The 25056-nt window shown below is 61.4% G+C and carries 18 protein-coding genes and 1 pseudogene; 5 read left to right on the top strand and 14 right to left on the bottom strand.

The window, feature by feature from the left end; all coding sequences use genetic code 11:
* Positions 1 to 27: 27 nt before the first annotated feature.
* The 6 genes from hutU to hutC all read right to left on the bottom strand — a co-directional run bounded on the left by hutU (position 28) and on the right by hutC (position 5424).
* Positions 28 to 1725, bottom strand: coding sequence for a urocanate hydratase (hutU, locus tag AC1Z24_RS29515; RefSeq protein WP_483743796.1), 1698 nt, complete (start codon positions 1723 to 1725; stop codon positions 28 to 30).
* Between the two features lie 330 nt (positions 1726 to 2055).
* Entirely contained in the window at positions 2056 to 2748 is a 693-nt protein-coding gene (locus AC1Z24_RS29510; RefSeq protein ID WP_483743795.1) for an anti-sigma factor, read from the bottom strand.
* Positions 2745 to 3302, bottom strand: a complete 558-nt coding sequence (locus tag AC1Z24_RS29505; RefSeq protein ID WP_483743794.1) for a sigma-70 family RNA polymerase sigma factor — start codon at positions 3300 to 3302, stop codon at positions 2745 to 2747. Before AC1Z24_RS29505 ends, AC1Z24_RS29510 begins: the two co-directional genes overlap by 4 nt.
* A gap of 70 nt (positions 3303 to 3372) precedes the next feature.
* Positions 3373 to 3894: a DUF3455 domain-containing protein gene (locus tag AC1Z24_RS29500; RefSeq protein WP_259104217.1), complete on the bottom strand. Its 522-nt coding sequence runs from the start codon at positions 3892 to 3894 to the stop codon at positions 3373 to 3375.
* 226 nt (positions 3895 to 4120) lie between these two features.
* Entirely contained in the window at positions 4121 to 4717 is a 597-nt protein-coding gene (locus AC1Z24_RS29495; RefSeq protein ID WP_483743793.1) for a HutD/Ves family protein, read from the bottom strand.
* Positions 4714 to 5424: a histidine utilization repressor gene (hutC, locus tag AC1Z24_RS29490; protein WP_259104481.1), complete on the bottom strand. Its 711-nt coding sequence runs from the start codon at positions 5422 to 5424 to the stop codon at positions 4714 to 4716. Before hutC ends, AC1Z24_RS29495 begins: the two co-directional genes overlap by 4 nt.
* A 209-nt stretch (positions 5425 to 5633) precedes the next feature.
* Here hutC and AC1Z24_RS29485 point away from each other — a divergent pair, with 209 nt between their 5' ends.
* Positions 5634 to 6998, top strand: coding sequence for a formimidoylglutamate deiminase (locus AC1Z24_RS29485; RefSeq protein WP_483743792.1), 1365 nt, complete (start codon positions 5634 to 5636; stop codon positions 6996 to 6998).
* Here the strand turns inward: AC1Z24_RS29485 and AC1Z24_RS29480 are convergent.
* From AC1Z24_RS29480 to AC1Z24_RS29455, 6 genes are all read right to left on the bottom strand, one after another.
* Positions 6987 to 7565, bottom strand: a complete 579-nt coding sequence (locus AC1Z24_RS29480; protein WP_483743791.1) for a lipocalin family protein — start codon at positions 7563 to 7565, stop codon at positions 6987 to 6989. The two genes, AC1Z24_RS29485 and AC1Z24_RS29480, sit on opposite strands and share 12 nt — an antisense overlap.
* Before the next feature lie 3 nt (positions 7566 to 7568).
* Positions 7569 to 7823, bottom strand: a complete 255-nt coding sequence (bamE, locus tag AC1Z24_RS29475; protein WP_259104221.1) for an outer membrane protein assembly factor BamE domain-containing protein — start codon at positions 7821 to 7823, stop codon at positions 7569 to 7571.
* A gap of 195 nt (positions 7824 to 8018) precedes the next feature.
* Positions 8019 to 9029: a class 1 fructose-bisphosphatase gene (locus AC1Z24_RS29470; RefSeq protein WP_259104223.1), complete on the bottom strand. Its 1011-nt coding sequence runs from the start codon at positions 9027 to 9029 to the stop codon at positions 8019 to 8021.
* 168 nt (positions 9030 to 9197) lie between these two features.
* On the bottom strand, positions 9198 to 10547 hold the full coding sequence (locus AC1Z24_RS29465) for a DUF3999 domain-containing protein (RefSeq protein WP_483746738.1): 1350 nt from the start codon (positions 10545 to 10547) through the stop codon (positions 9198 to 9200).
* Positions 10548 to 10576: 29 nt separating this feature from the next.
* Positions 10577 to 13468 carry a DUF2339 domain-containing protein gene (locus tag AC1Z24_RS29460; RefSeq protein WP_483743790.1) on the bottom strand — a complete coding sequence of 964 codons (2892 nt, stop codon included), beginning with the start codon at positions 13466 to 13468 and terminating at the stop codon, positions 10577 to 10579.
* Positions 13469 to 13712: 244 nt separating this feature from the next.
* Positions 13713 to 16166 (bottom strand): glycogen/starch/alpha-glucan phosphorylase, encoded by a 2454-nt coding sequence (locus AC1Z24_RS29455; RefSeq protein ID WP_483743789.1) that lies wholly within the window; start codon positions 16164 to 16166, stop codon positions 13713 to 13715.
* A gap of 320 nt (positions 16167 to 16486) precedes the next feature.
* On the opposite strand from AC1Z24_RS29455, the gene pip reads away from it, so the two are divergent.
* From pip to mdoH, 4 genes are all read left to right on the top strand, one after another.
* A complete protein-coding gene (gene pip / locus AC1Z24_RS29450; protein WP_483743788.1) occupies positions 16487 to 17458 on the top strand; it encodes a prolyl aminopeptidase in 972 nt (323 codons plus the stop codon).
* 151 nt (positions 17459 to 17609) lie between these two features.
* Entirely contained in the window at positions 17610 to 18047 is a 438-nt protein-coding gene (gene dtd / locus AC1Z24_RS29445) for a D-aminoacyl-tRNA deacylase (protein ID WP_483743787.1), read from the top strand.
* A 251-nt stretch (positions 18048 to 18298) separates the two neighbouring features.
* Positions 18299 to 20284, top strand: coding sequence for a glucan biosynthesis protein G (locus tag AC1Z24_RS29440; protein ID WP_483743786.1), 1986 nt, complete (start codon positions 18299 to 18301; stop codon positions 20282 to 20284).
* A complete protein-coding gene (gene mdoH, locus AC1Z24_RS29435) occupies positions 20277 to 22853 on the top strand; it encodes a glucans biosynthesis glucosyltransferase MdoH (RefSeq protein ID WP_259104233.1) in 2577 nt (858 codons plus the stop codon). Before AC1Z24_RS29440 ends, mdoH begins: the two co-directional genes overlap by 8 nt.
* 131 nt (positions 22854 to 22984) lie before the next feature.
* On the opposite strand, the gene AC1Z24_RS29430 is transcribed toward mdoH, so the two are convergent.
* The gene (locus AC1Z24_RS29430) at positions 22985 to 23692 is read right to left on the bottom strand and encodes a methyl-accepting chemotaxis protein (protein WP_483746737.1); all 708 of its coding nucleotides are present in this window, start codon (positions 23690 to 23692) and stop codon (positions 22985 to 22987) included.
* A gap of 198 nt (positions 23693 to 23890) precedes the next feature.
* Positions 23891 to 24871: pseudogene (locus tag AC1Z24_RS29425) on the bottom strand (methyl-accepting chemotaxis protein); the annotation flags it as partial.
* Between the last annotated feature and the right edge of the window lie 185 nt (positions 24872 to 25056).

Below are 25056 nucleotides of genomic sequence, written 5' to 3'. Positions count from 1 at the left end.
TAATCCGAGGTTTACCGCGCCAGAGTATTAGCCCGTGATCATCGGCAGATTCAGGCCCTGTTCCTTGGCGCAGTCGATCGCGATCTGGTAACCGGCATCGGCGTGGCGCATGACACCGGTCGCCGGGTCGTTGTGCAGCACGCGAGCGATGCGCTCGGCCGCTTCGTCGGTGCCGTCGCAGACGATAACCATGCCCGAGTGCTGCGAGAAGCCCATGCCGACGCCGCCACCGTGGTGCAGGGAAACCCAGGTCGCGCCGCTGGCGGTGTTGAGCAGGGCGTTGAGCAGTGGCCAGTCGGACACTGCATCAGAACCATCGCGCATCGATTCGGTTTCACGGTTCGGGCTGGATACCGAGCCAGAGTCCAGGTGGTCACGGCCGATCACGACCGGTGCCGACAGCTCGCCGCTGCGGACCATTTCGTTGAACGCCAGGCCCAGCTTGGCGCGCTGGCCCAGGCCGACCCAGCAGATACGTGCCGGCAGGCCCTGGAAGCTGATGCGCTCGCGGGCCATGTCCAGCCAGTTGTGCAGGTGAGCGTCGTCCGGGATCAGTTCCTTGACCTTGGCGTCGGTCTTGTAGATGTCTTCCGGGTTGCCCGACAGCGCAGCCCAGCGGAAAGGGCCTACGCCGCGGCAGAACAATGGACGAATGTAGGCGGGAACGAAGCCCGGGAAGTCGAAGGCATTGGCCACGCCTTCTTCCTTGGCCATCTGACGGATGTTGTTGCCGTAGTCGAAGGTCGGCACGCCAGCTTTCTGAAAGGCCAGCATGGCTTCGACGTGCTCGGCCATCGATTGCTTGGCGGCCTTGACCACGGCGGCAGGCTCGGTGATGGCGCGGGCGCGGTACTCGTCCCAGCTCCAGCCTTTTGGCAGGTAGCCGTTGAGCGGGTCATGGGCGCTGGTCTGGTCGGTGACCATGTCCGGGCGCACGCCACGGCGGACCATTTCCGGGAGAATTTCCGCGGCGTTGCCGCACAGGGCGATGGAGATGGCCTTGCCTTCGGCGGTGTATTTGGCGATACGCGCCAGGGCGTCGTCCAGGTCAGTGGCCTGTTCGTCGACGTAACGGGTCTTGAGGCGGAAGTCGATGCGGCTCTGCTGGCATTCGATGTTCAGCGAGCAGGCGCCGGCCATACCGGCGGCCAGCGGTTGTGCGCCACCCATGCCGCCCAGGCCAGCGGTCAGCACCCACTTGCCCTTCAGGCTGCCGTTGTAATGCTGGCGCCCGGCTTCGACGAAGGTTTCGTAGGTGCCCTGAACGATGCCCTGGCTGCCGATGTAGATCCAGCTGCCGGCGGTCATCTGGCCGTACATGGCCAAGCCCTTGGCATCCAGTTCGTTGAAGTGTTCCCAGTTGGCCCAGTGTGGCACCAGGTTGGAGTTGGCGATCAGCACCCGTGGCGCATTGCTGTGGGTCTTGAACACGCCGACCGGCTTGCCGGACTGTACCAGCAGGGTCTCGTCGTCATTCAGGTTGGTCAGGCTTTCGACGATCTTGTCGTAGCATTCCCAGTTGCGCGCGGCACGGCCGATACCGCCGTAGACCACCAGCTCGTTGGGGTTTTCCGCGACTTCCGGGTCAAGGTTGTTCATCAGCATGCGCAGCGGTGCTTCGGTCAACCAGCTCTTGGCGGTCAGCGTGGTGCCACGGGCAGCGCGGACTTCGACGTTACGATGCCGGGTCCATTTTTGATTCAAGTCTTGATTATTCTCAGTCACGAAAAAAACTCCTCAGCGATCGATCCAGAAACCAGCCCGATGATGGGCGAGGACCTGCCTCGCAGGTCCGAATTCGTTGGGGTGGCGCATCGTGCTTCTTTGTAGCTCATGCGCACACATCTTTACTTGTACATACAAGCATATGCAATTGAAAGACCAACTTGGTTTTTTTGCTTTGGACGTGCTTCGATATCCGGCCCAAGGCCTTTGTTAAAAAGGCTTTCAGAGAAGCCAGTTGCGTGCGTCGGGAATGCTTGCAGGAAGGCATCGCTGTTACCGTGACGGGTTTTTGCGTCATTCTGGGGCGTCAGGTAACACAGTGGTGCGTGCTTAGATGACCTTCACCGCGCGACCAATGAACTGGATAGGCCCGGTAGGTTTGCCGATGGGCGAGCCGGTGGATTTTTCCAGGGTCAGCTCGAATAACTGGTTGGGTTGCAGGGGCGGCAGCTTGTCGAGGGGAACGTGCAGGGTCTCGCCCGGCTTGACCAGGCCCAGAGAAACCGGGCCTTGCCAGCCATCGGCCTTGGTCCAGAATTCCAATGCTTTATCCGCCGGAACTTCGGTGACGCCCAGTGGAATCAGTTGGATTTCCTTATTGTTGGCAGCCTGTATTACCCAGCCCGGGGCCATGTCCTGCGGCGCGACCAGGACCACCAGCCAAGACGGTGAGGGCGCAGGGCGAATGGCAAGGTTCACACCCAGAACCAGAGTGGCTGCCAGACCTGCACCAGCCAGACCGCGCCATACTGCCAGGCTATCCCACCAGCGTGTCGCAGCGGTGCCGCCGGGATTGAGATTGTCCAGGCTGCGTTCAAGTCGCGCCCACAGATTGGCCGGTGGCGTGACCGGTGCCGCCAATGCGGTCAGGGGCAGCAGGCGTTCTTCCCAGGCATCGACGGCGGCCCGCAATTGCGGCTCGTTGCTCAGGCGTTGTTCAACCTCAAGGCGCTGACGGGGCGACAGGGTGCCGAGTACGTATTCGCCGGCCAGGCTGTGGATGTCGTCTGTGGGTGTGTTCATCCGATGCACTCGCGCAATGCGCTCAGGCTGCGCTTGATCCAGGCTTTTACCGTGCCCAGTGGCGCGCCGATCTTCTGCGCGATTTCCTGATGGGTGTAACCGTCCACGTAAGCGTGAAACACGCAGTTGCGGCGTACCGGTTCCAGTTGTTCCAGGCAATGCTGCACGCGGCCAGGGTTGGCGCGCCAGTCGAAAGAGTCGGTGGTTTCCTGCCAGCCCTCGAGGGTTGCTTCGCTTTGCTCAAGATCGTCATCGCCGCTGACTTCCCAGGTCTTGTCGCGCAAGACATTCAGGGCCAGGTGGCGGGTCAGGCTGAAGATCCAGCCACGGGCCGAGCCGCGGGTCTGATCGAAGCTCGCGGCACGTGTCCAGATCTTGATGAACGCGTCATGCACGATGTCCTCGGCCATGCCCTTGTCCCGCACCAGGCGAAAGACCACGCCCAACAGGCGCGGGCTTTCCTGTTCGTACAGACGCTGCAAGGCCTGCCGCTCGCCGCGGGCGCAGGCATGCAGGGTGGCTTCGTAGTCAAAGCTGGATTCGTACGAGGACACGTCAATCAGTCATCCATGGCCGGGCGTGCGCAGGAGCATAGCCGAGTTCCTGCGCTGCGCGGTCACTGGCTCAGTTACTGGCCCAGAAGATGTAGTCGGCCTGATACTTGACCACTTCCTTGGCGCCTTTGTTGGCGGCGGCACAGGCCGTGGTCGGCGCTACGCCTCCCTTGAGTGCCACGCGCTGGATGTAAGCAACACCGTGCATGGCGCCCTTGCCTTCGGCAGGGTTGGCCTTGACCAGTTGATACGGCAGATTGCCTGCGCTGGACGGCGCCACGGCGACTTGAGTGCCGGTTACTTTCGAGCCGTCTTTGGCTTCCCAGGTGGCCGGTGGGCCGAAATAGTTGCCGACGGCCTTGCCGCTACGGTCATTGAGCACGGCCTTGGGGCCGACGAAGGTCCACTCCAGCTGACCGGGCATATTGGCCTTGTCGCGGCATTCGTAGGTGATCTCGCCGACGCCGGTGGTTTCCATGCTGATCTTGTGCCCGGCAGGCACGCGCACGGTTTCCGGCAGATCGGTCTGGGCCAGGGCAACCGGGGCCACACAGATCAAGGCGGTCAGGCAGAGCAAGCGTTTTGCGTTCATGCAGAAATCTCCAGATAAGTAACCCGCGCTCAGCAGCCTGAATAGCTGCTGGTGGTACTACACGCGGGGAAGAAATCTGGATGCAGTGCTTTGAAAATATTTTTGAGAGTGCCGGGCTAATGTGGGACCGGCTTTAGCCGGGAAGACAATGTGATAGGCAATAGACATCCATCGGTCACACCTGTGACTTCCCGGCTAAAGCCGGTCCCACAGATGTCATTCCAATTCAGGCGTTGATTTCACTCAGTTCAATCACACAACACCGGCTGGCACTCGGCGCCTGCAATTCGATTTCCAGCAGGCCCTGGTTGTTATCCACCTGCAGGCAGTCATGCTTGCCCAGCATTTCCCACGGGCTGTTACCAACGCCTACCGCCACTTGCTCGGCCACGCTGAACAGCAGCAGGGTATTGGCAGAGCTGAACAGGCGCTGCGGCAGGCGTACGTCGAGCCAATGCAGGCGGGCGCTGTAGCGTTGCGGCGCGTAGATCAGGTTGAAGTCGCGGATCGGGCCGTCGAGCAGGGTGCAACTGACGGTGCTGTCGCCGCTGAAGGCGAACGGGTCCGAGGGCAGCAGTTCGCGGGAGGTCTGGCCGTCCACGTCCAGGGTCATGCCTGCGCCTTGCAACACGGTAATGATCCGCTGGTAACCGGCGAACACCGAGAAGCCACCCGAGGCTTCGATATCGGCAATCGACAGGCGCCAGCCGAAACCGTCCAGACCCTCACCGGCATCCCGGGTGATTTCCTCGGTGCTGCCTCCGCCGTTTTTCCACGGCATGCGGGGGTAGTCGACGGCGCGCAGAACAGTGATAGCGGTCATTTGCTGAAACGTCCTTCAAGGCGATGGCGGGAACCGGGGTGAATCAGCCGCGCGGCGGTCACCGGCTGGCGGCCCGACCAGGTGCGGCGGCGGATCAGCAGGCAAGGCTCGCCGGGCTCGATCTGCAGCAGTTTGCACTCGTCAGCCTCGGCGAGAATGGCCTCGACCACATGCTCGCCCTCGGTCAGCGGTGCGACCTGGGACAGATAGGCGTAAGGCGTCTGTACAGTGAAGTCCTGACGCAGGTAGTCAGGCGCCACCAGGGCGTTGACGAAACGGTCTTCGATCTGCACCGGGATATCGTTTTCGTAATGCACGATGAGCGAATGAAACACCCGCTGGCCCTCGCGCATGTCCAGGGCCAGAGCTCGCTCGGAGCCTGCGGCTTCTTCGGCGAGGATCATCACCTTGCAGGTGTGACGATGGCCGCGTGAGGCGATTTCGTCGGCAATGTTATGCACTTCGAACAGCGCCGACTGGGTCTTGGGTTCTGCCACGAACGTGCCGACACCCTGCATGCGCACCAGCAGCCCTTCGGCGGTCAGCTCGCGCAGAGCGCGGTTGATGGTCATGCGACTGAAGCCCAACTGAGTGACCAGTTCGCTTTCCGATGGCACGCGATGGTGCGGCGGCCAGGTGCCGTTCTGGATCTGCAGGGCGATCATTTGCTTGACGCGGGCGTACAGCGGCGCCGGACTTTCGCCCATCTGGGAGGCCAGCAGGGAAACGGCAGGCGGAGTCGGCACGGGGCAATCCTTGTTCAATGGGGTTCTGGCACGTTGGCAGCATGGCAGAGTGTACAAAAGTGCGCTCACGCTATCCATTAAGCGCAGCGGCGGCAAGCTCGTCAGAGTTTACCGAGCGAGCAAACGTCTGTATATGTACATACAACTTTAACACTGATGAGGTTCAGAGCATGTCCGCCTTCTTCGCCGAGCGCGCCTTGTTAGCCACTGGCTGGGCCAGAAATGTCCGTTTCGAAGTCAGCGACGAGGGGCTGTTGACCCAGGTGCTCAGCGACTCCGATGCCCGGGGCGCCGAAGTGCTCAAGGGGCCGGTGGTGCCGGGCATGCCGAACCTGCATTCCCACGCCTTTCAGCGCGCCATGGCCGGGCTGGCGGAAGTGGCGGGCAACCCCAATGACAGCTTCTGGACCTGGCGCGACCTGATGTATCGCCTGGTCGGCAAGATCAGCCCCGAGCAACTCGGTGTCATCGCCCGCCAGCTCTATATAGAAATGCTCAAGGGTGGTTTCACCTCGGTCGCCGAATTCCATTACGTGCATCAGGACAGTGCCGGCCAGCCCTATGCCAATCCGGCGGAACTGGCCCTGCAGATCAGCCAGGCGGCAACCAGTGCGGGCATCGGCCTGACCCTGTTGCCGGTGCTCTACAGCCATTCCGGTTTTGGCGGTCAGGCACCCAACGAAGGCCAACGGCGTTTTATCCACAGTACCGACAGCTATCTCGCCTTGCAGGCGCAGCTCAAACCGCTGTTGGCCGCGCAACCGGCCCAGGCTCTGGGGCTGTGTTTCCACTCGTTGCGCGCCGTGACGCCGCAGCAGATCAGCGAGGTGCTGACCGCCAGCGACAAGGCTTGCCCGGTGCATATCCATATCGCCGAGCAGCAGAAGGAAGTCGATGACTGCCTGGCCTGGAGCGGGCGTCGGCCGTTGCAGTGGCTGTACGAAAATGTCGAAGTCGATCAGCGCTGGTGCCTGGTCCACGCCACCCACGCCGATGCCGGTGAAGTGGCATCCATGGCGCGCAGTGCGGCGGTGGCGGGCCTGTGCCTGACCACCGAGGCCAATCTGGGCGACGGAATTTTCCCTGCCGTGGACTACATCGCCCAGGGCGGACGCTGGGGCATCGGCTCGGACAGCCATGTTTCGTTGAGCGTGGTCGAAGAGTTGCGTTGGCTCGAATACGGCCAGCGCCTACGCGATCAACGCCGCAATCGCCTGTATCGCAGTGATCAGCCCATGGTCGGGCGTACCTTGTTCGATGCCGCGCTGGTCGGCGGCGCCCAGGCCATGGGGCAGAACATCGGTGCTTTGACTGTCGGCCAGCGCGCCGACTGGCTGGTGCTGGACGGCAACGATCCGTACCTGGCCACGGCCACGGGCGATGGCATTCTCAATCGCTGGCTGTTTGCCGGCGGCGACCGGCAGATCCGTGATGTGCTGGTCAACGGCCGGTGGGTGATTCGCGACGGCCGTCATGCTGGCGAAGAAGAGAGCAGCCAGGCGTTTGCGCAGGTCCTGCGGGAATTACTTGGCTGAGTTGCCGATCGCCGAATCTTCCGTGCGCCAGATCAGCTTCATGGTGTCGTAACCCTGCTGCTGGGCCTTGCTCAGCAGCTCCTGGCGAGTGGTTTCAGACACATGAGCGGTGCGTGACAGCAGCCACAGGTACTTGCGATCCGGAGTACCGACCACAGCGGTCTTGTAGTCATCGTCGATGTAGAGCACCCAATACGCGCCCTTGGTGATGCCCGGCAGCAGGCGCGAGAACCAGTTATCGAACACCACCCACAGGCGGTCGGTCTTGCCGACTTCCTGCGGCGAGGCGGTGCCGTTGATTTCCTGCCACTGCCCATCCTTGTCGCGGCAGCGGTTCAGCACGCTGACATTGCCGTCGTCCTTGAGGCCGTAATGGGCTTCTGATTGCGCGCAGTTACGCTGGAAATACATCGGCAGCCGGGCCAGCTCATACCAGGTGCCCTGGTAGCGCTTGAAGTCGACATGGCCGACGGTCTTGGGCTCCAGATTCTCTTGCGAATGGGCAAAGCCGATGGCCAGGAAACAGGCCATCAGGGCAACGCTGAAACGTAGCAGTAGCTTGAGCATGATTTATTTCAGACCCTGACCCGAGAACAGCACCACTTTGTCGGCGGCGTACTGCACGCTGATAAAGCTCTTCTGATCGCCCCAGGTGCAACTGGTCAGGCCGATGGCGCCGGAGCATTCAGTCGGGCTGCCGAGCAGCGCTTCGACCTGAGTCTTGGGCATCCCGGCGGACAGCTTCGAATAGTTTTCCTGATTGATCTTGCTGCATGCAGCCAGCAATACGCAGAACGACAGTAGGGCGACGTTGCGCAAAGTCATGAGTGAAGCTCCTGAGCCTGGGGAAATGCTGATGCGGGGCAGGCCTGGAACGGCTGCGCGGGCGCAATAGCGCAAGCTTAGAAGGGAAAAGCGGGATCTGGTTCCGTGGTGGAGGAGAATCACCACAGTTTATTCGTTGGAGCGAGGCTTGCCCGCGAACAGCACGCGGGCAAGCTTCGCTCCCACAGGGTCTGATTAGCCCTTATGGTAAGCAGTCACGCGCTCGACTTCTTCTTTCGAACCCAGGTACACCGCAACACGCTGATGCAGGCCTTCAGGCTTGATGTCGAGGATGCGCTGGTGGCCGTCGGTGGAGGCGCCGCCAGCCTGTTCCACCAGGAACGACATCGGGTTGGCTTCGTACATCAGGCGCAGTTTGCCCGGCTTGGACGGCTCACGGCTGTCGCGTGGATACATGAACAGACCGCCACGGGTCAGGATGCGGTGCACGTCGGCAACCATCGCGGCCACCCAACGCATGTTGTAGTTCTTCTCCAGCGGGCCTTCTTCACCGGCCAGCAGCTCGCTGACGTAGCGCTGTACCGGGGCTTCCCAGTGGCGCTGGTTGGACATGTTGATGGCAAATTCCTGAGTGGTTTCCGGGATCGTGATGTCTTCGTGGGTCAGGGCGAAGCTGCCCATTTCACGGTCCAGGGTAAAGCCTTTCACGCCGTCTCCCAGGGTCAGCACCAGCATGGTTTGCGGACCGTAGATGGCGTAACCGGCAGCGACCTGCTCAGTGCCTGGCTGCAGGAAGGCCTTTTCGTTCAGGGCTTCGTTCTGGCTCAGGTATTCGTTCGGGCAACGCAGTACGGAGAAGATCGTACCGACCGGGGCGTTGATGTCGATGTTCGACGAGCCGTCCAACGGGTCGAATACCAACAGGTAGGCGCCTTTCGGATATTTGCCTGGGATCTGGTAGGCGTTGTCCATCTCTTCGGATGCCATGCCGGCCAGGTGACCGCCCCATTCGTTGGCTTCCAGAAGGATTTCGTTGGAAATCACGTCGAGCTTTTTCTGCACTTCGCCCTGCACGTTCTCGGTGCCCATGCTGCCAAGCACACCGCCCAGCGCGCCTTTGGAGACGGCATGGCTGATTTCCTTGCACGCACGAGCCACTACTTCGATAAGGAAGCGCAGATCGGCAGGGGTGTTGTTGCTGCGGGTCTGCTCGATCAGATAGCGACTTAGGGTAACGCGGGACATGGAGTGCTCCGAAAGTATGGGGATGAAAAACCCGCGCAGTTTACCGCGTGTGCGAGCGTAATACTGCCCATCAGACCGGCTTGCAGCGGATTGAGTTCAGGTTTTGCCTGCTGTTTTGGCTCAGATAGACAGCGTAGCCATAAATCGCCCGCGTACGGGCGATGCGGATCAAGATTTTGGCGCGGTGGCGCGCAGGGTGCTCAGGGCCATCCAGCCGAGGAAAATCACCCCCAGAACCAACAAGGCCCACAGGCCAATGCGCTTCCAGTCGATCACCATCGGCGCGGGAGCCAGGGGCGTGAGGCTGATCACCGGTGCTTTGGTCGGCGTGGCGCTGCTTAGGCCGGCGAGCTTCTGCGGGTTGTAGTCGGGAATCAGGGTATTGATCGGCAGATTTACCGCAGGCGCTGTCGCGTTACCGATGGCCAGGGTAAAGGGGCCGTTGCCCCGGGCCAGGAACACCACTTGCGTCGCCGACACGGCAAAGTGCAGTTTCGGCGCTTCGGGGCCGAGGCCGCCGCCGCGTTCGTCCACTTCCAGTTTCAGTTCCCGCACCGGGTAACCCGCCAGCTGGATTTCATTCTGGGTGACGTCCTGGCCATTCTCAGTCAGGCGGTAGAGCAGGCCGCTGCCGATCGCTTGCCAGGGCTTTTTGCTGTCCAGCCGCCCGTACAGCGTGCCGGGCGCCAGGCTGTTGGCCTGGACGATCTCAAAGCGCAGGCGCTCCACCGGCAGGCTGGTGGGTAGTTCCCACAGATATTCGCCGGGCTTGTCGAGCTTGCCGCTCAAGGCGGGCGACCAGCTCAGGGGCGCTGGCGGCGCATCGTTGGCTGCGCCGAGGACCATCGCTGAAGTCAGGGTCGGTACGTTTGGCGTCGTCCACAGCAAGCGCAGGTAACGGGCCTTGTGGCCGGGCAGGGCGACTTCACGCTGTTCGACCAGCTCATCGGAGAACGACAGCCGGGCGACCTGACCACTGCCCCACGACTGCCAGTGCTGCAGGTCGTCGCTGGCCTCGATGCTGAAGTGCTGGAAGCCCTCATGTTCGGTGCTCCAGTCCAGGGTAAGGTGCTCCAGCGGCGCCTTGACCGCGCTGGTGTCGAGCAGCCAGCCGCGCAGGACCTCATCGCCAGCTTCGATATCTTCCTGGGGCGATACTTCGACGACAGTGCCGTTGCTCGAACGTTGTACTCGCACCACCGGCACGGCATCGCGCTTGTCGGTGCTGTTGTACAGCGGGAACATCTTCACCGCGACTTCCGGCTGTTCGGCCGGACGCTGAGGCTGGCTTTGCGCCAGGGCATAGGCCTGGGGCTGGCCTTCGCTGTTGAAGATACGCAAGTCAGCGAGGTCAGCCTGACGGGCCTGCAGTTGCACGGCCAGAGGCAGCTCAAGGCGATACCAGGGGCCTTCGCCGCTGAGGGTCAGGGGCGTCTGGCTGGCAAAGTCAGCGGGAGCTTCCGCGGCCTGGATAAAGTTGGCCGTCAACAAAGCGGCCGCGCACAGCAGGCTTTTCAATAACGCATGGGCACTCAAGTACGGCTTCCTCATGGCAGATCCGGTTCCGGCGTCGGTTCGACTGCGGCTTGGGCTGCACGCTTGGGCGGCAGCGGGGCGAAGTAGCCCACGACCAGCAGCAGGATACCCACGCCGATGAACGAAACAATCCGCGCCATGCCGCCACGGTTGCTCAGTTCGACGAAGAATAGCTTGGCAACCACGACACCGATCAGCACCGCACCGGCAATCCAGATTTCGCGACGTACCCGCAGGTGGCCGCCGATCATCAGGGCCAGGGCCATCAGGGTCCAGACAATCGACAGCCCGGCCTGTACCCGCATGGATTCCAGCAGATCATCCGCCGCCCAAGGCACACCGCTCCAGTGATGGGCGGTACGCATGACCATGGCCGTAACCAGGGCAAACAGCGAAGCCCCGGCGACCAGCCAGGCCAGACGCTGGCATTGATGCGGGCTGACGCCCAGTTGATGGAGGTTGCGGCTGATCCACAGGAACACCCCGGTCAGGGCGAACAGCAGGCCGATTTCCAGTGGGTTAACAAGTGGCACATAGCCCAGTGGATCGGCGTTGCCATCGCTGAAGGTGTTGGCCAGCCAGAACCAGGCGAGCAGCAGGCCAGCCACCGGCAACGCCGCCCAGACCCGGTATTCGCGGCCATGAGTCGCCACCGGCCAAGGCCATTGTCGCGGCGCAGCCATCGCCAGCAGATACAGGCTCGGCACCAGCGCCCAACCCAGCCAGCGCCAGGCGTTATAGGTTTCGGAGAATGCCATCACCACATCCCGTACCTGCAGGGCGACGACGCTGAGGATCAACCAGCAACCCAACACATGGGCGATGCTAGCGGCCTTGGCCGCAAGGATCTGCTCCAGGCTGCGCAGAGAACGCAGATGCACGGCGAACAACACCAGCCAGGCCAGCCAGCCCCAGTTGGCGCTCGGGTGATAGTCCGGGCCGAACTTGTAGGCCAGCAGGATGCCGCTGACCGGAATCAGCGCCAGCCCGAGCAAGGCCAGGCACAGCATCGCCAGACCGGGCCAGCGCAGGCGCACGCTGATCACGGTCCACAGCGCCAGACTGGCGGCGGCCAGGGCCAGCAGCAACACCACGCGCAGGTCCGGTGGCGCCAGGCGCCACGACGCACTGATCAGGCCCACGCCCCACCAGGCGCCGCCCCAGACCAGCAGCAAGGTCGACAGCAGATCGCGATTGAGCAGGCTCGCGGTCCTGATCCGCTCCACGCACAGCGCGCTGATCAGCGCTGCCAGGGACAGAATCATTGGCGTCCAGTAATCGCCATGGGCAAACAGTGGTGAGTACCAGGCGTTCAGTTCATTAATGAAGGAGATCCCGGCGCCGACTTGCAGCAACAGGCCGAAAGCCCGGGCCAACATGCGGTTCTGCCGCAGGCCGAGCCAGAACGCCGCCGCGCCTTCAATGGCCCAGGATACTGAGGTCCATTGTGAATTCAGGCCCAGAGGGATGGCCAGGGTGGCAAACACTACGCCCAGGGCGAGACAGGTTTCGACCAGCAGCAGAGCGCGGCCGGATGTGCGCGATGCCAGGAGGCGGGCGATGCCCATATAGATCAGGCCCAGCACCAGGGCGCTGATCGCTGCGCCGAACTCCAGATGACCGACCAGCGCATATTGCAGACCGAAACCGACGATGGGCGTGCCGAACAACAGGCTGCCATCAACATAACTGCTCTGCCGCGCCGACCAGCGCAACATCGCTGTGCGGCTGTCATCCTCGGGGCCGTTGGCCAGTTCTTCCAGCCTGCGTCGGGCGAACAACAGGCCGATGGCCAGGTACATCAGGAAGAACAGAATCAGGAAACCTTCGGTGCTCCACAGCAGCTCAGGGTTATAGGCCTTCATGCCCCAGGCAGCGCCGATACCGAAGGTGCCGAAGAAACCGATCAGGTTCAGCGGACGCCAGGCCTTGAACCAAGCGATGGCGAAGATCCCGGCGTTGAGCAGGGTGAAGTAGCTGAACAGGGCGATATGGTTGCCGCCCTGGCCGGTGGACGCCAGCAGCGGCGCGGCGAAACCACCGAGGGCACCGGCGCAGGCCAGGGCCAGGGAGTCTTGCTTGACCGCGAGAATCGCAGAGAAGGCAGTCACGGCCACCAACAGGGCGAAGCCCATGGCCGGGTCGATCAAGGCGTTGAGCTTCATCGCTGCAAAGATCGTCAGGTAAATCACCCCGACGCTGGCGCCCTGCAAGGTCAAGGCGTAGGCCGGATTCCGGTCGCGCAGCCACCAACCCAGGCCCAGCAGTGCCAGGGCGCAGACGATCACAGCGGCGTACTTGGCTTCCACCGGGATGACCATGCCTTCAGTGGCATAGCGCAGCAGGAAGGCCAGGCCGAGGAACAGCAGCACCACACCGACGCGCAACACGGTATTGCCGCCCAGTAGCCAGCCTTTGGCAGCGTCCAGGCCGCGGTCCAGCCAGTTGACAGGGGTAGGCGTCGCAGGTGATTGCGCACGGGAAGGGCTGACTGCGTCGATGTTCCAGTCGGAGGCGACGGGCTCTGGGGTAGGCGCAACTGCGACTTCAGCAGGCAGGTCCCAGCTCAGCTCGGGTTCGTCTGCCTTGCTGGCGACCCAGATAGTGTCGGGCAGCGGTGCGCTGTCTTGCACCGGTTGACTGGCGGCTGCCTTATTAAAGGAAGAGGTGGGTGGGTGCTCGAGCATCGACAGCCGTTGCTGCAGGGCTTCGACGGTTTTGTGCATCACTTCCAGTTGCTCGCCCTGGCGGGCGCTTCTGCGGCGCAATTGCCACACATGAATGCTCATGCCCAGCACCCAGCCGACTGCGCCGCCAATGGCAGCACCGCTGAAGGGGTCCAGGGGGTAGTCGCTGCCCATGGCGCCGAGCACCAGGCCAAGCAGCATCAGAATCCATTGCACGGGTTAAGTCCTTGTCTTGCCTGTCTGAAGGGAGCGACATGTATTTTAATAGACAGGGCTCAGACCGGACACAGCACAAATAATTGCGCGGTTTTGCGATTTTGCGAGGGGCATCACAGCTTTAGGAGCTGGACTCGTGGGAGCGCGGCTTACCCGCGAAGAGGCCGGCACAGACGGTGAAAATTTATCGTCCGAGATGGCGCCTTCGCGGGCAAGCCGCGCTCCCACAAGATTTGCAGCTTTATTAATCCAACGCCTTCCAGATTTCCCCGGCATATTCGCGAATGGTCCGGTCCGAAGAGAACCAGCCCATGCGCGCAGTGTTCAGCACTGCCGAGCGCCACCAGGCCTTGGAGTCGTGCCAGCGTTCCTCGACCCGGGCCTGGGCGTCCCAGTACGAATCGAAGTCGGCGCAAACCAGGAAACGGTCATAGGCCAGCAACTGGTCGATCAGCCCGGTATAACGATTCGGATCATCCGGCGAGAACACCCCGCCGCGAATTGCCTGCAATACATCGTTGAGACGCCCGGACGCAGCGACTTCGGCATGGGCGCTGAAATCCCCGGTGCGCTTGCGCGCTTCGACCTGTTGCGAGGTCATGCCGAAGATAAACATGTGCTCCAGCCCGATCTGCTCGCTCATCTCCACGTTGGCGCCGTCGAGAGTGCCGATCGTCAGAGCGCCATTGAGGCCGAACTTCATGTTACTGGTGCCCGATGCCTCGAGCCCGGCGGTAGAGATCTGCTCCGACAGGTCCGCTGCCGGAATGATGCTTTCAGCCAGGCTGACGTTGTAGTTGGGCATGAACACGACCTTGAGCAGGCCGCGCACGGTTGGATCGTTGTTCACGGTACGCGCGATATCGTTGGTCAGCTTGATGATCAGCTTGGCCGAGTGATAACTGGCCGCCGCCTTGCCTGCGAAGATCTTCACCCGCGGCACCCAATCGGTGCCCGGCTCGGCACGAATGGCCTGATACAGCGCCACGGTGTGGAACAGGTTGAGCAACTGGCGTTTGTATTCGTGAATCCGCTTGACCTGCACGTCGAACATCGCCGCCGGATTGACCGCGATACCCAAGCGTTCATGGATGATCGCCGCCAAGGCACGCTTGCTGTGCAGCCGCTGGTCGGCGAACTGCTTGCGGAACGAGCTCTTTTCAGCGAACGGTTCCAGGCCTCGCAGGCCGGTCTCCATGTTGTCCTGGATATCTGTCCCGAGGGCTTCGGTGAGCATTTCGGTCAGGCGTGGGTTGGCCTGGAACAGCCAGCGGCGGAAGGTAATGCCGTTGGTTTTGTTGTTGATCCGCTCCGGATACAGCTTGTGCAGCTCGGCAAACACCGTCTTGCGCATCAGCTGCGTGTGCAGCGCCGATACGCCGTTAACGCTGTGGGAGCCGAGGAACGCCAGGTTACCCATGCGCACACGGCGGCCGTTGTCTTCTTCAATCAGCGATACCGCGCGCAGCACGTCGAAGTCATGGATGCCTTTGGCACGCAGGGTGTCGATGTGCTGGGCGTTGATCAGGTAGATGATCTGCATGTGCCGCGGCAGCATGCGCTCCATCAGGCCCACGGACCAGGTTTCCAGCGCCTCGGGCAGCAGGGTGTGGTTGGTATAGGCGAGGGTGCCGACGGTGATTTTCCACGCGGCGTCCCAGGCGATGCCATGGGTGTCGATCAGCAGACGCATCAGCTCGGCCACAGCGATCGACGGGTGAGTGTCGTTCATCTGGATCGCCGCGTGCTCCGACAGATCCATCAGCGTTGCGTGCATGTTCAGGTGGCGGCGCAGCAGGTCCTGCAACGAAGCCGAGACAAAGAAGTATTCCTGGCGCAGGCGCAGTTCCTGCCCGGCCTCGGTGGCATCGTTGGGGTAGAGCACGCGGGAAATACTTTCGGCTCGCACGACTTCAGCCACAGCGCCGAAGTGGTCACCGGCGTTGAAACGCTCCAGGTGCAAGTCACCCACGGCCCGGGCACGCCACAGGCGCAGGGTGTTCACACTGGCACCGCGCCAGCCGACCACCGGAGTGTCATAGGCAATGGCCCGGACGGTTTCGGCCGGTTTCCAGATCTGATGCGGTTCGCCGGTTTCGCTGAGCAGGGTTTCGACGCTGCCGCTGAAGCCGATGGAGTACACCACTTCTGGACGTTCGAATTCCCATGGATTACCGAAATCCAGCCAGTTTTCCGTTTGCTCCTGTTGCCAGCCATCGACCACGGCCTGACGGAACAGCCCGTGCTCGTAACGGATGCCATAACCGTGACCGGCGATGCCCAGGGTCGACATACTTTCCATGAAGCACGCCGCCAGACGACCGAGGCCACCGTTGCCCAGGGCCGCGTCGGGCTCGAGCAGGCGGATACGTTCGATATCCACGCCCAACTCAGTCATCGCCTCACGGGCGATTTCCAGCAGGCCGAGGTTGCTCAGGCTGTCGTACAGCAGGCGGCCGATGAGAAACTCCAGGGACAGGTAATAAACCCGCTTCTGTACCGTGCGATAGATCTGCCTTGTGTGATCCATCCAGTGCTCGACCATATGGTCGCGCGCTGCGAGGGCCACGGCTTCAAACCAGTCATGCTCGAATGCATGGTCAGGGTCCTTGCCCACGGCATAGGTGAGTTTAGCGAGAACAGCGGCGCGAAAAGCGGCCACTTCAGCGTCACGAACGAGTGGTGGTTCCTGAGACATCAATTACGACCTCAAGCTAGTCAGACGAAGGAAGGGGTTCTTTGACTGTAGGGCGTGTCCCCGGTTATTGCCTGAAAAAATCCTAAAAAACTCAGAGCACGCGCCAGGGTTCGACACAGCGAGATCACATGCGTTCGCCGGGCCGAGTAATTGGCAAAACGCTTGCATTGATCGTTCCAGTCATCATTCATGCGTCACTAGAGAGCATGATGAATCATCGTTTCGGGTTTATGATGGCCCACACTGGCTGTTCGATTTAGAGGCTCGCAGCCACTGCGCCACAATAATAGAAGCCCCTGAACAGGACCTATGGAGCACCTATGCAGACTTTGTACCCGCAGATCAAACCTTACGCCCGGCACGATCTGGCCGTGGAAGAGCCGCATGTGCTGTATGTCGATGAAAGTGGTTCGCCTGAAGGGCTGCCGGTGGTCTTTATCCATGGTGGTCCTGGGGCTGGTTGTGACGCACAGAGTCGCTGCTACTTCGATCCGAACCTCTACCGTATCGTCACTTTCGACCAGCGTGGCTGCGGCCGTTCAACGCCCCACGCCAATCTGGAAAACAACACCACCTGGCATCTGGTCGAAGACCTGGAGCGCATTCGCACGCACTTGGGCATCGATAAATGGGTGCTGTTCGGCGGTTCCTGGGGCTCGACCCTGGCGCTGGCCTACGCCCAGACGCATCCGGACCGCGTGCATGCACTGATCCTGCGCGGGGTGTTCCTGGCGCGCCAGCAGGAAATCGACTGGTTCTACCAGGCCGGTGCCAGCCGCCTGTTCCCCGATTACTGGCAGGATTACGTGGCGCCGATCCCCCTGGACGAGCGCGGCGACCTGCTCACCGCTTTCCACAAGCGTCTGACCGGCAACGACCAGATCGCCCAGATGCACGCCGCCAAGGCGTGGTCCACTTGGGAAGGCCGCACGGCGACCCTGCGCCCGAACTCGACCATGGTCGATCGCTTCTCCGAGCCACAGCGGGCCTTGTCCATCGCCCGGATCGAGTGCCACTACTTCACCAACAAGGCCTTCCTCGAAGACAACCAACTGATCCGCGACATGCCCAAGATCGCCCATTTGCCGGGCATCATCATCCATGGCCGCTACGACGTGATCTGCCCGCTGGACAATGCCTGGGAACTGCATCAGGCCTGGCCCAACAGCGAACTGCAGGTGATCCGCGACGCGGGGCACGCCGCTGCCGAACCGGGGATTACCGATGCGCTGGTGCGGGCTGCCGCTGAAGTTGCCCGGCGCCTGCTGGATCTGCCGCCGGAAGAAGCCTGATTTGATGTGAAGGTCAGGGCGAGACTTGGGCCGTTGGAGCGAGGCTTGCCCGCGAAGGCGATACTCCTGACGCGGAAAATGTGCCGACTGTCCTGGCCTCTTCGCGGGCAAGCCTCGCTCCAACGTCAATGCACTCGGAGTTCTGGATAAGATGAAAGCACTGTTACAACGCGTCCGCAGCGCGCGCGTCGAGGTGGGCGGCGATATTGTCGGGGCCATTGATCAGGGCCTGTTGGTGCTGGTGGGCGTCGAGCCCCAGGACAATCGCGCAAGCGCCGACAAGTTGCTGCACAAGTTGCTCAACTATCGGGTCTTCAGTGATAGCGACGGCAAAATGAATCTGTCGTTGCGCGATGTCGCGGGCGGTCTATTGTTGGTTTCACAATTCACATTGGCTGCCGATACCAAGAGTGGCATGCGCCCGAGTTTCTCCAGGGCCGCGCCGCCCGCCCTGGGTGCCGAGCTGTTCGACTACTTGCTCGACAAGGCGAAAAGCTCGCACGAAGGGGTGCAGGCGGGCCAATTTGGTGCAGATATGCAGGTCCATTTGATCAATGATGGCCCTGTGACATTTTTGTTGGAGAGCTAAACCCGGTCCGCCCGGATTTATTAGGCTTAAAAGCAATAAATACTTCGTTCCCCCTGATGCGTTGTCACGCGCGCTACTAGATAATCGCGCGCTACGGGGATCGCGTGAGTGGGTCCATTTATCTTGGTTTGAGTGTGCTTCGACGCCTCTTGGGGAATTCCCAAGTCTTTTAGGAGTCGGAACATTGCTCGCCAACCCGGCATCTGATAGCTGGCCGTTGGTTATTTCACTGTTTTCGGCGAGGGTTGCTCGTGATTGTTAGTCCCTGTAATGCACCTAAGACACCTGGCAAGCGGCTGCGCAGCGCGCTATTGGCGAGTTCTGCCCTGATCTGCCTGTTCAGCGCTTCCCAGCTTTGGGCTTTCGATCTGGAAGATGTAGCTGCCAAGGCAAAGGATCTGGCCGCGAAGAAGTTTGAAGCGCCGAAGAGCAATCTTCCGGCGGAGTTCCGCGACATGAAGTTCGCGGACTACCAGAAAATCCGTTTCCGTGAGGAAAAGGCCGAGTGGGCCACTGACAAGACCCCGTTCAAGCTGTCCTTCTATCATCAGGGCATGCACTTCGACACGCCGGTCAAAATCAACGAAGTCACCGCGACTGATGTTCACGAGATCAAGTACGACGCCGGTCGTTTCGATTTCGCCGACGTGAAGTTCGACCCCAAGGCCACCGAAAAACTCGGTTACGCCGGTTTTCGCGTCTTGTATCCGATCAACAAGGATGACAAGAACGACGAAGTCATGACCATGCTCGGCGCCAGCTATTTCCGCGTGATCGGCAAAGGCCAGGTGTACGGCTTGTCGGCGCGCGGCATGGCCATCGATACCGCGATGCCGTCGGGTGAAGAGTTCCCGCGCTTTACCGAGTTCTGGATCGAGAAGCCGCAGACCGACGAAAACCACCTGGTGATCTTCGCCCTGCTCGACTCGCCGCGCGCTACCGGTGCTTATCAGCTGACGCTACGTCCGGGCACCAACACCGTGGTCGACGTCAAGTCGCGCATGTTCCTGCGTGATAAAGTCGGCAAGCTGGGCGTTGCGCCACTGACCAGTATGTTCCTGTTCGGTGCCAACCAGCCTTCGCGTGTACCTAACTATCGCCGCGAGCTGCACGACTCCAGCGGTCTGTCGATTCAGGCCGCCAATGGCGAGTGGATCTGGCGTCCGCTGAACAACCCGAAACACCTGTCGGTCAGCAGCTTCTCGGTCGAGAACCCGCGCGGCTTCGGTCTGCTGCAACGTGGCCGCGAGTTCAGCCACTACGAAGACCTCGATGATCGTTACGACAAGCGTCCAAGCGCCTGGATCGAACCGAAAGGCGACTGGGGCAAGGGTACTGTTGATCTGGTCGAAATCCCGACTGCCGATGAAACCAATGACAACATCGTTGCTTTCTGGAAGCCGGAAACCCAGCCAGCGCCGGGCGAACCCGTTGACTTCAACTATCGCCTGCACTGGACCATGGACGAAAAAGCCATCCACTCGCCTGATCTGGGTTGGGTCCGTCAGACCCTGCGCTCCACCGGCGATGTCAAACAGTCCAACCTGATCCGCCAGCCTGACGGCACCGTGGCGTTCCTGGTTGATTTCGTAGGTCCGGTACTGGCCGCCCTGCCTGAAGATCCAACGATCCGCAGCCAGGTCACCACCGATGACAACACCGAGCTGGTCGAAAACAACCTGCGCTACAACCCGGTGACCAAAGGCTACCGCCTGACCCTGCGTCTGAAGGTCAAGGACAACAACAAGCCGATCGAAATGCGTGCTTACCTGCTGCGCGAGCTGCCTGCCGAACCTGGCAAGGAGCCTGCATTGCTGGTCACCGAGAAAGACAAGGCCGAGCAAAAAGCCGCAGCCGCCAAGGCCGCCAAAGAAGCCAAGGACGCGCCGAAAGCCGCCGACAAGGTTGAAGTGGCCAAGGCTGACGCAGCCAAGCCGGAAGCGCCGAAAGCCGAAGCAGGCAAGCCCGCCAAGGCCGACGTAGCCAAGGCCGATGCGGCCAAAGCTGACACGATCAAGCCTGACGCTGCTGCTGCCAAGCCGGAAGCGGTCACTGAAACCGCCAAGACTGATGCTGCTGATCGCCCTGAAGCGGCGCTGGCCGATGCTGCCCGCGTCAAGGACGGTAAAGAGTCTCAGCAGCCTGCTCATGGCCCTGCATCCACCCTTCCAGAATCTGCCAAGACCCTGCAAGTCTTGACCGAGACCTGGAGCTACCAGTTGCCAGCCGATGAGTAATTCCGTACCGGCGCCAGTCTCGCTGAGCGAGTACCTGGCGCACCTGCCAATGAGTGACGAGCAGCGGGCAGAACTTGCCGGCTGCCAGTCTTTCAGTGAGTTGCATGAACGTCTTTCGGCCCAGCCGGGCGTCGACACTACCGAGGCCGCTCAGGTCTCGGTAGGCCGTCGCCTGACCCTGGCCACCGCTGACGAGTTGCAGGAGGCCGAAATGCTCGGTCTCGACGCCAGCGGTAGGGTGTGCCTGAAAGCCACGCCACCGATTCAGCGCACCAAGGTCGTTCCCGAGCCATGGCGCACCAATATTCTGGTGCGTGGCTGGCGACGCCTGACCGGTCGCACCAATGCGCCGGAGCCGGAGAAGCGCGAGTTGCCCAAGGCGCGTTGGCGTACCGTGGGTTCGACCCGTCGCTATATCCTGCTGCTGTTGATGCTGGGTCAGACCATCGTCGCCAGCTGGTACATGAAAGGCATCATGCCGTATCAGGGTTGGTCGCTGGTTTCGTTCGACGAAATCTCCCGGCAGTCGCTGATGCAGACCGCCTTGCAGGTTCTGCCTTATGCCTTGCAGAGCAGCATTCTGTTGCTGTTCGGCATCCTGTTCTGCTGGGTCTCGGCCGGTTTCTGGACCGCGCTGATGGGCTTTCTGGAACTGCTCACCGGGCGCGATAAATACCGCATCTCCGGGGCCAGCGCCGGTAACGAGCCGATCGAAGCCGGTGCCCGCACCGCGCTGGTCATGCCGATCTGTAACGAAGATGTGGCCCGGGTATTTGCCGGTCTGCGCGCGACTTTCGAGTCGGTTGCGGCGACGGGTGACCTTGATCGCTTCGACTTCTTCGTACTCAGCGACAGTAACGAAACCGATATTTGCGTTGCCGAGCAACAGGCCTGGCTGGACGTGTGTCGCGAGACCAAGGGCTTCGGCAAGATATTCTATCGTCGCCGTCGTCGTCGCGTTAAACGCAAAAGCGGCAACCTCGACGACTTCTGCCGTCGCTGGGGCGGCGAATACCGCTACATGGTCGTCCTCGACGCCGACAGCGTAATGAGTGGCGAATGCCTGACCAGTCTGGTGCGCTTGATGGAAGCCACGCCGGACGCCGGTATTATCCAGACCGCGCCACGGGCGTCGGGCATGGACACGCTCTATGCGCGCATGCAGCAGTTCGCTACCCGGGTTTACGGCCCGCTGTTCACCGCTGGCCTGCACTTCTGGCAGTTGGGTGAATCCCACTACTGGGGCCACAACGCGATCATCCGTATGAAGCCGTTTATCGAGCACTGCGCCCTGGCGCCGTTGCCGGGTAAAGGTGCTTTCTCCGGTGCGATTCTGTCCCACGACTTTGTTGAAGCGGCGCTGATGCGTCGTGCCGGCTGGGGCGTGTGGATTGCCTATGATCTGCCAGGCAGCTACGAAGAGCTGCCGCCGAACCTGCTGGACGAACTCAAGCGTGACCGTCGCTGGTGCCACGGTAACCTGATGAACTTCCGTCTGTTCCTGGTCAAGGGTATGCACCCGGTGCACCGTGCGGTGTTCCTGACAGGCGTGATGTCTTATCTGTCTGCGCCTTTGTGGTTCTTCTTCCTCGTGTTGTCGACGGCGTTGCTTGCGGTCAACACACTGATGGAGCCGACCTACTTCATGGAGCCGCGGCAGTTGTATCCGCTGTGGCCGCAGTGGCACCCGGAAAAAGCCGTGGCGCTGTTCTCCACCACCATCGTGCTGTTGTTCCTGCCTAAACTGCTCAGCGTCATTCTGATCTGGGCCAAGGGCGCAATCGGCTTTGGTGGCAAGTTCAAGGTCACGCTGTCGATGTTGATGGAAATGCTGTTCTCGGTGCTGTTGGCTCCGGTGCGTATGCTGTTCCACACTCGCTTCGTACTGGCTGCGTTCCTCGGTTGGGCTGCAACCTGGAACTCGCCACAACGTGACGACGACTCGACGCCATGGCTTGAGGCGGTCAAACGCCACGGTCCGCAAACCCTGCTGGGCGCCTGCTGGGCCCTGCTGGTGGCGTGGCTGAACCCGAGCTTCCTGTGGTGGCTGGCGCCGATCGTCGGTTCGCTGATGCTGTCGATTCCGGTCTCGGTGATTTCCAGCCGTACCGGCCTGGGCCTCAAGGCGCGCGACGAGAAGTTCTTCCTCATTCCAGAGGAATACGCGCCGCCGCAAGAGCTGCTGGCAACCGACCAGTACACCCATGAGAACCGCTGGCACGCGCTGAAGGACGGCTTTGTTCGTTCCGTCGTCGACCCACGGCAGAACGCCTTGGCCTGTGCCCTGGCGACTTCGCGCCACAAGTTCGCCGAGCCCATCGAGCTGATGCGTCAGGAGCGGGTTCGCCATGCGCTGAAAGTCGGTCCGGAAAAGCTCAGCAACCACGAGCGCCTGATGCTGCTCAGCGACCCGGTGGCATTGGGTCGTCTGCACGAGCAGGTCTGGAGCGAAGGTCACGCCGAGTGGCTGGCCGCGTGGCGCGCTTCCATCGAAGCCGATCCGCATTCGCCATTGCTGCCGCTGCAACCGGCGGTGGTAGAGCCGGCGCACGCTTTGGTGCATGCCTGAGCTGAAGCTGTAGCGTAAACAATGTGGGAGCGAATTCATTCGCGAAGAGGCCGGTACATTCGATAGATATTTATCGTCTGACCCGCCACTTTCGCGGATGAATCCGCTCCCACAGTTGTTTCTGGCTCCGCCTAGCTGACCTTGAATTTCCCCACCAGATCACGCAAATGCACGCCCAGGCGCGCCAGTTCAAAGCTGGACGCCGCCGTTTCCTCACTCGCGGCTGCCGTCTGATCGGAAATATCGCGCACGCTCACCACGTTACGGGTGATCTGTTCGGCCACGGCGCTTTGTTGTTCGCCTGCGGTGGCGATCTGCCGGTTCATGTCCTGGATATTGGAGACGCTTCGGGTGATCTGCTCCAGGGCGCTACCGGCGCGGCGACTGAGGCTGACGCTGTTGTCGGTGAGACTGCGGCTGCTGTCCAGCGTAATGGCGACCTGTTGTGTGCCCTGTTGCAGCGCGGCAATCAGTTCCTCGATTTCTTCGGTGGACTCCTGCGTACGCTGTGCCAGGCCGCGTACCTCGTCAGCGACCACGGCAAAGCCACGTCCAGCCTCCCCGGCACGGGCCGCTTCGATGGCGGCGTTCAGGGCCAGCAGATTGGTTTGCTGCGACACCGACTTGATCACATCCAGCACGCCGCCGATTTTCTCGCTTTCCAGCTTGAGCTGATTCATGGCCTTGGTTGATCTGGCCACTTCAGACGCCAGTTGCTCGATCTGCTCAATGGCATCGTTGACCACCTTGTCGCCTTCGCGGGCTTGCTGATCGGCATGGGTCGCCGCTTCGCTGGCCTGCTGGGCATTACGCGCGACGTCGAGCACGGTGTTGGTCATCTGGTTCATGGCGGTGGCCACCTGATCGGTCTCATCGCGCTGGCTGTTGACCCCGGCACTGGTCTGCTCAGTCACGGCGGACAGTTCTTCGGCGGCGCTGGCAAGCTGCGTGACCCCATCGCCGATATTGCCGATCAACTGGCGCAGGCTCAGGGTCATTTCCTGCATGCTGTCCTGTAACTGGCCCATTTCATCGCGGCGGCGGCTCTGCAGGTCGCGACTCAGATCACCCTTGGCGATTCGCCCGGCGGCAGCGAGGGTCTGGCGCAGCGGCACGACGATTTGCAGGGTAATCAGCCATGCCGCGAGCAGGCCGAGAAACAGGGCGAGTGCGGCGACGCTGGTCAATGTGGTGCGCGATAGCGCCGCTTCCTGATCGCGCTGGGCGGTTTGCCTGTCGATCAGGCTGGCAACTGAGTTGAGCATCTGCTCGCTCAAGGTATCCAGATTTTTCTGTGCGCCATCAACCTTGTTCTGCGCGGTCTGAAACTCGGCCAGTTGGCCGCGATAGCGTTGCAGGGCTTCACTGGCGTTTTTCAGGCCCTTGAGGTTGTCATCGGCCTGATCCAGAGCGATTTCCTCGACCTCCTTGATTGCTTCGCCAATGGCCGTGGTGGCTGCGTCCTCATAGGCCTCCTGACCGTTCATTGTGTACGCCTGGACCTGATAGCGGGCCGTCTGGATCTGCTGTTTGAGTTGGGAAATATTGGTGAACTCCTCCAGACGCTCGCCGTTGTCCTGCTCCTGGCTGACGGCCTTGAGCACCTCGCTCTCGACGTCCTGCACCGCTTTAACCGCCCTGGCGGATTGCTCTTCAAGTTGCTCGCGCCGGGCCTCCCGGGCTTTGCGCGCTTCGCTCAGCTCGGCGAAGCTTTTTTTCATCGAACTGACGATCCGGCTTTGCTCGGTGAGCAGTTCCAGGCTGGCTTTGTTATCGGCGTCACCGCGCAGCAGATCCAGTTGTTTGCCGAGTTCGCCGAGCAAGCCCTCGACGGCTGCGGCATTGTCCTGGCTGCCTTCGCTGCGAAACAGAATGCGCGCGCTGCGCAGGTCTTTGTTCAGACCGTTGAGCTGGCCGATGGCTGTAATGGATTCAGCCCGGGCAATGACGGTGTCCAGCCCGTGCCACCCCGTCAGCGTGATAGCCAGGGTCAGGATCAGGACCAGGCCGAAGCCCATGGAAAGTTTGAGTTTGACGCTGGTATTGCCCAGCGCCTGATTGAGCCATCCAAACATGGGTAAATCTCCTGCTGATACGTGTTTCCAGCGCATCGGCAGGGTGTTGGATCGCGCGACCTGAAGAGGTTGTAGGAGATTTCTGAGCGAGGTGAGTGAGTGAAGCCGATCACATTTTCAAAGTGTAT

It is taken from the genome of Pseudomonas sp. JL23, assembly GCF_056933585.1.
The sequence above is the reverse complement of the archived record's forward strand: the minus strand, read 5'-3'. Positions and strand labels throughout refer to the sequence as shown.